The following is a 5602-nucleotide window of genomic DNA, read 5'->3' as shown; positions in this document are numbered from 1 at the left end:
ACCCGCTAAACTGACAACGCCCCAACGCTAAAACTGATTGAGGCAAACCAAGAAACTTGCCTGTTTTACGGTTTGAGTTAACCAAGAATTTGAGGGTAAAAATGCTCATTTGCCGACAATACAAAACAAATGGCCGGAGAAATCCCAAAAGATTGAACCCCTAAATTTACCTGAGTTGCATAACGCCCAATTAAGTGGTGAACAACGCACTGACCAAGCCGCTGCATTGCACCGTAAAGCACTTTACCTGACGCATAGTAAAACTGCCACGCGTTGAGAATCAACTTGAATTGCTTGTTATGTGAATTTTACCGTGAATTCAAAGTAAACCACCGTAGAAATGAAGAGATTTGAATAAGTTACGTACAAAAATGATGCTGACCAAAACCTAAATTTCACAGCGATCTTAGCCAAAGAGAGCCACTTGCAGAATCAACAACAAAGAAAGCGCCCTTTCAGCAACCGCTAAATTTTTTGCGTCACCAGATTTTCAGAACTGAATGTCAGCAAGCAAATCAGTCAAAAATGCATTTCAATTAAAGCGATTTGAAACTGACTAAACTCAACACAAACCAGATCCAAAACGCAATTGAGGCAACCCAAGAACCTTGAAAACCATCAAACTCAGGTTGTTCAAGAATCCATTTCGACCAAGCCAACTTGCCGAAAACACGGAACGAATTTTCAATGAAATCGTAGAATTAACCTCAAAAACTCATCAAACACATAACGCCGCATTAAGTGGTGAGCGACGCTAAACACTAATGCCTCGGCAAACCACTTGAAACACAAAAACTGAATTTACACTAAAAACACCAAGCGTTGCGAATCCGTCTTAAATGCTTTGTTATGCAAATTCAATAAGATAAACATAAAGTTACACTAAATTTGATTAAGAAAACAATCAAATTATTGGTTAAGTGAGCCAAGAATCAACCCAAGCCTGAACCGTAATAAATAAGCCACCAAAACAAAGTCCACCTTTCAGCAACAAACCAAGCTTTTGAATGAGACAAACTCACCGAGCAAGACTTTTAGCAAATGCGAAATGATCGATTAACTTGCCATTTCCACACTTTGCACCTGCAAAACTGACAACGCGCCAACGCTAAAACCAATTGAGGCAAACAAAGAAATTTGCCTATTTTACGGTTTGAGTTAACCAAGAATTTGAGGGTAAAAATGCTCATTTGCCGACAACACAAAACGAATAGCCGGAGAAATCCCAAAAGACTGAACCCTACATTTACCTGAGTTGCATAACGCCCGCTTAAGTGGTGAGCAACGCAATGTGATGTTTCCGCACACCACCTAAATCACTAAAATCAACGCATGGTGAAAATGCCACGCGTTGCGAATCCGTCTTAAAGCGTTTGTTAGGCTAACGTACTAAAAGATGACTTCTGGGTGTCGTAAACCAATACCTGCTTGAATGCCAATGTTGGTATTGTACCTATAACAGCGCCTTCAATTTGGGCAATAAACTTACGCGTAGAGTCCATTTGATGCCACAACTGTCGAATAGATTGAGCAGATTTAAAGCTGCCACCTAACTTTGATATATCAACTTCAATCCAAACCGCGCTTTTCCATTCTGTTCGACAGGGAACAAACGTAGCCCAATCTGTCGCATCAGCGTCAAAATCACGAAAATCAAAAACACTGATACCACCGAGTGATCGTACAAATGGAAAGTGCTTTTCACCTAACCTTGTTCCCCAACGCTCGCTATCAGGAATGTCAGGATTAGCTTTAATACAACCATCACCAACTATCAGCGCATAACGCTCTAAGCTAGTTGTATGCCAAACACTACCAAACAATTCCGACGGAAATTCCATACTTCAAATAGTCTCTTATGCTTACTGATATTGAGAGTTTGCCTAACGCTGCGTTAAGTGGTGAGCAACGCGACCACAACCCTAAACCATTGCGCCTTAAACACAAAACTCAACCTAGAACCGAAACTCCCAAGCGTTGGGAATCCGTCTTAAACGCCTAGTTAGCTGCTGCACTTTCGCCAGCGAATTACGACAAAATACCTAATTTGAAACACATTATTGCTTTCAAACGGCAAAGTAAAACGGACAGCTGTGAAATTAAAACCCAATCCACGAAATGCGCTTGGCAAAGAAGAAATGACCGAGGAAATCCCCATTCCTGAGCATGGTAATTTGCAAAGAATTCTATCGAAAAAGCCAACGACAGAGCACACGAAATGAATTTAGGCATTCATGAATTTCAACAACAAAAAAACCGCGCCAACGAACTTAACAAACGCAACACTTCCCGTAAGCAGACTTCGTTAAGTTCAAACACTTCCCGAAAAGTGCCACTGGCGAGATAGTTGAGAAACTGAGATTTGTCCGGTGTGTAGCTAGAAAACCAAAGCCTTTCCACCCTAAATTCACCGTTTTTCTTAACCCCAGCTAACGCCCAATTAAGGGGTGAGCAACGCTACCACCCAACCTAACGCATTGTACCGTAACCACTAAAGTTGAAGTAGAAGCAAAAATGCCAAGCGTTGGGAATCCCTCTTAAATTGTTTGTTATGAGCGAGGTTAAGACTGCGCTTTAACGTACTTTTTAACCTTTTTCATAGCCATTTGACGCTTAAGTGGAGAAAGGTAATCAATAAACAAGTTACCCGATAAATGATCGATTTCGTGCTGCATTACGATTGCTAAAAATTCATCACTTTCAATGGTAATTGGCTTACCTTCGCGATCTAAAGCAGACACGACAACTGAAGTAAAACGCTCTACGTCTGCATAGTAGTCAGGAACTGATAAACAACCTTCTTGACCCAATGCTTTATCTGAACCACTAATCACTTCCGGATTGACCAGAATTAACGGTTCATCTCGACTTTCTGATAGATCGATAATAACAACCGCCTCTTTACGACCTACTTGAGTTGACGCCAAACCGATACCATTGTCGGTCGCATATAATGTATCCAACATATCGTCAATCAATGTTTGTACTGTCGATATGTCCTGCACCTTTACAGCTTTAATCTTAAGCCTTGGATCTGGTGCAGTTAGAATGTCTAAAACTGCCATATTTACCTTTCAATTCTTGGAAGCTCATAACGCCCAATTAAGGGGTGAGCAACGCTACCACCCAAACCTAAAGCATTGTGCCATAAACACTAAACTTGAAGTAGAAGCAAAAATACCAAGCGTTGGGAATCCCTCTTAAATTGTTTGTTATGTGCCGTGGTTAGTGTTTTTCACAATCCTTTTTGTCTTTGAACAGATTAGTTAGTGCCGTTGCTTCTGTTCTTTCTAGGTCTTGATAAGCATCGAAAACGTCACCATTTTTGTACCCAAGAAAGCACAGCCCACCTTGAATAATTAGGGTAAAAAATGATACAACTAGAATCAGAAATGGAATGACACCAAACATATCAAGAGACAGTAAAAGTGAAGACAATGCTATAGCCACCACTGAAATCACCACTTTAACCTTGTTGCTAAAAAACATAACACCCTCTAAAATATGAAATTTTAGCCATTCTATAAGTTAATGGTTGCACATAATGTTTGTCGCTTCACATGAAAGGCACATAACGCCCAATTAAGGGGTGAGCAACGCTACCACCAAAACCTAAAGCATTGTGCCGTAAACACTTAATTTGAAGTAGAACCCAAAATGCCAAGCGTTGGGAATCCCTCTTAAATTGTTTGTTATGCCACGGCTCAAAGCTTTTCACTGAACTCGCCACATTGATTACATTTATAGCCTTGTTTGTAGAAAAATAGTGGGAAACCTAACAATATGAAAACTAGAAATGCAGGACGCTTGCCCTGTGTGTGAGCAGTTATCTCACTACTACCACAATGGGGACAAATATCTTGTTGCTCTCCCTCAGTTTCAGAGTGCTTTTCAAGACTTTCAGAAAAATCACTAGTCAGGATTTCAGTAGCTTCTTCAAAGTCTTTTTCTAAAACCATCAAGCGCACGCCTCCAATAGCATTTGAATATAACCATTGTGTATTCACCGTATGCTCATCTGCAATGAAGCTTTCGATGCCAGCACTTTCAAGGTTAGCTCTCGCTATATGAGCTTCATGAGGAAAAGAAAACCTTGCTACTACAATCATGAATTTCTCCTTGTGGCATAACGCCCAATTAAGTGGTGAACAACGCACTGGCCAAGCCGCTGCATTACACCGTAAACACTTTACCTAACGCATAGTAAAACTGCCACGCGTTGAGAATCCACTTGAATTGTTTGTTATGTGAATTTTACCGTGAATTCAAAGTAAATCACCGTAGAAATGAAGAAATTTTAATAAGTTACGTGCAAAACGATGCTTACCAAAACCTAAATTTCACAGCGATCTTAGCCAAAGAGAGCCACGCAGAATCAACAACAAAGAAAGCGCCCTTTCAGCAACCGCTAAATTTTTTGCTTTACCAAACTTCCAGAGCTGAATGTCAGCAAGCAAATCAGTCAAAAAGACATTTCAATTGAAGCGATTTGAAACCACCGAAACCCAACACAAACCAGATCCAAAACTCAATTGAGGCAGCCCAAGAACCTTAAAAACGATCAATCTCAGGTTGTTCAAGAATCCATTTCGACCAAGCCAACTTGCCGAAAACACGGAACGAATTCTCAATGAAATCGTAGCTTTGACCTCAAAAACTCATCAAACACATAACGCCCAATTAAGTGGTGAACAACGCACTGGCCAAGCCGCTGCATTGCACCGTAAAACACTTTACCTAACGCATAGTAAAACTGCCACGCGTTGAGAATCCACTTGAATTGCTTGTTATGTGAATTTTACCGTGAATTCAAAGTAAACCACCGTAGAAAGGAAGAGATTTGAATAAGTTACGTACAAAAACGATGCTGACCAAAACCTAAATTTCACAGCGATCTGAGCCAAAGAAAGCCACTTGCAGAATCAACAACAAAGAAAGCGCCCTTTCAGCCACAACAAAACCTTTTGCTTCACCAGACTTTCAGAGCTGAACTTCAGCAAGAGAGTCAGTCAAAAAGACATTTCAATTAAAGCGATTTGAAACCGACGAATCTCAACACAAACCAGATCCAAAACTTAATTGAGGCAACCCAAGAACCTTGAAAACGATAAATCTCAGATTGTTCAAGAATCCATTTCGACCAAGCCAACTTGCCGAAAAAACGGAACGAATTCTCAATGAAATCGTAGAGTTAACCCTAAAAACTCATCAAACACATAACGCCGCGTTAAGTGGTGAGCAACGCGACCACAATCCTAAACCATTGTGCCTTAAACACAAAACTCAACCTAGAACCGAAACGCCCAAGCGTTGGGAATCCGTCTTAAACGCCTAGTTAGCTGCTGCACTTTCGCTAGCAAATTACGCCAAACTGCCTAATTTGAAACACATTATTGCTTTCAAACGGCAAAGTAAAACGGACAGCTGTAAAATTAAAACCCAATCCACGAAATGCGCTTGGCAAAGAAGAAATGGCCGAATAAATCACCATTCCTGAGCTCGGTAATTTGCAAAGAATTCTATCGAAAAAGCCAACGACAGAGCACACGAAACGAATTTAGGCATTCATGAATTTCAACACCAAAGAAACCGCGCCAATGAA

The 5602-nt window shown here is 40.6% G+C and carries 5 protein-coding genes; 1 reads left to right on the top strand and 4 read right to left on the bottom strand.

Annotated features, from left to right (window positions below; all coding sequences use genetic code 11):
* Positions 1-1376: 1376 nt before the first annotated feature.
* Positions 1377-1841 (bottom strand): hypothetical protein, encoded by a 465-nt coding sequence (locus EYW48_RS20220; protein WP_277432950.1) that lies wholly within the window; start codon positions 1839-1841, stop codon positions 1377-1379.
* Positions 1842-2093: 252 nt separating this feature from the next.
* On the opposite strand from EYW48_RS20220, the gene EYW48_RS20215 reads away from it, so the two are divergent.
* Positions 2094-2222: a hypothetical protein gene (locus tag EYW48_RS20215; protein WP_277432949.1), complete on the top strand. Its 129-nt coding sequence runs from the start codon at positions 2094-2096 to the stop codon at positions 2220-2222.
* Between the two features lie 339 nt (positions 2223-2561).
* Here the strand turns inward: EYW48_RS20215 and def are convergent, their stop codons facing one another.
* From def to EYW48_RS20200, 3 genes are all read right to left on the bottom strand, one after another.
* On the bottom strand, positions 2562-3065 hold the full coding sequence (def, locus tag EYW48_RS20210; protein WP_277432948.1) for a peptide deformylase: 504 nt from the start codon (positions 3063-3065) through the stop codon (positions 2562-2564).
* A 160-nt stretch (positions 3066-3225) separates the two neighbouring features.
* Entirely contained in the window at positions 3226-3489 is a 264-nt protein-coding gene (locus tag EYW48_RS20205; RefSeq protein ID WP_277432947.1) for a hypothetical protein, read from the bottom strand.
* A 215-nt stretch (positions 3490-3704) separates the two neighbouring features.
* Positions 3705-4109, bottom strand: a complete 405-nt coding sequence (locus EYW48_RS20200) for a DUF2007 domain-containing protein (RefSeq protein ID WP_038969946.1) — start codon at positions 4107-4109, stop codon at positions 3705-3707.
* Between the last annotated feature and the right edge of the window lie 1493 nt (positions 4110-5602).

Source organism: Vibrio sp. 1180_3 (genome assembly GCF_029478545.1).
GTDB classification, from domain to species: Bacteria; Pseudomonadota; Gammaproteobacteria; order Enterobacterales; family Vibrionaceae; genus Vibrio; species Vibrio aestuarianus.
This window is presented reverse-complemented; position numbering and strand designations above follow the sequence as displayed.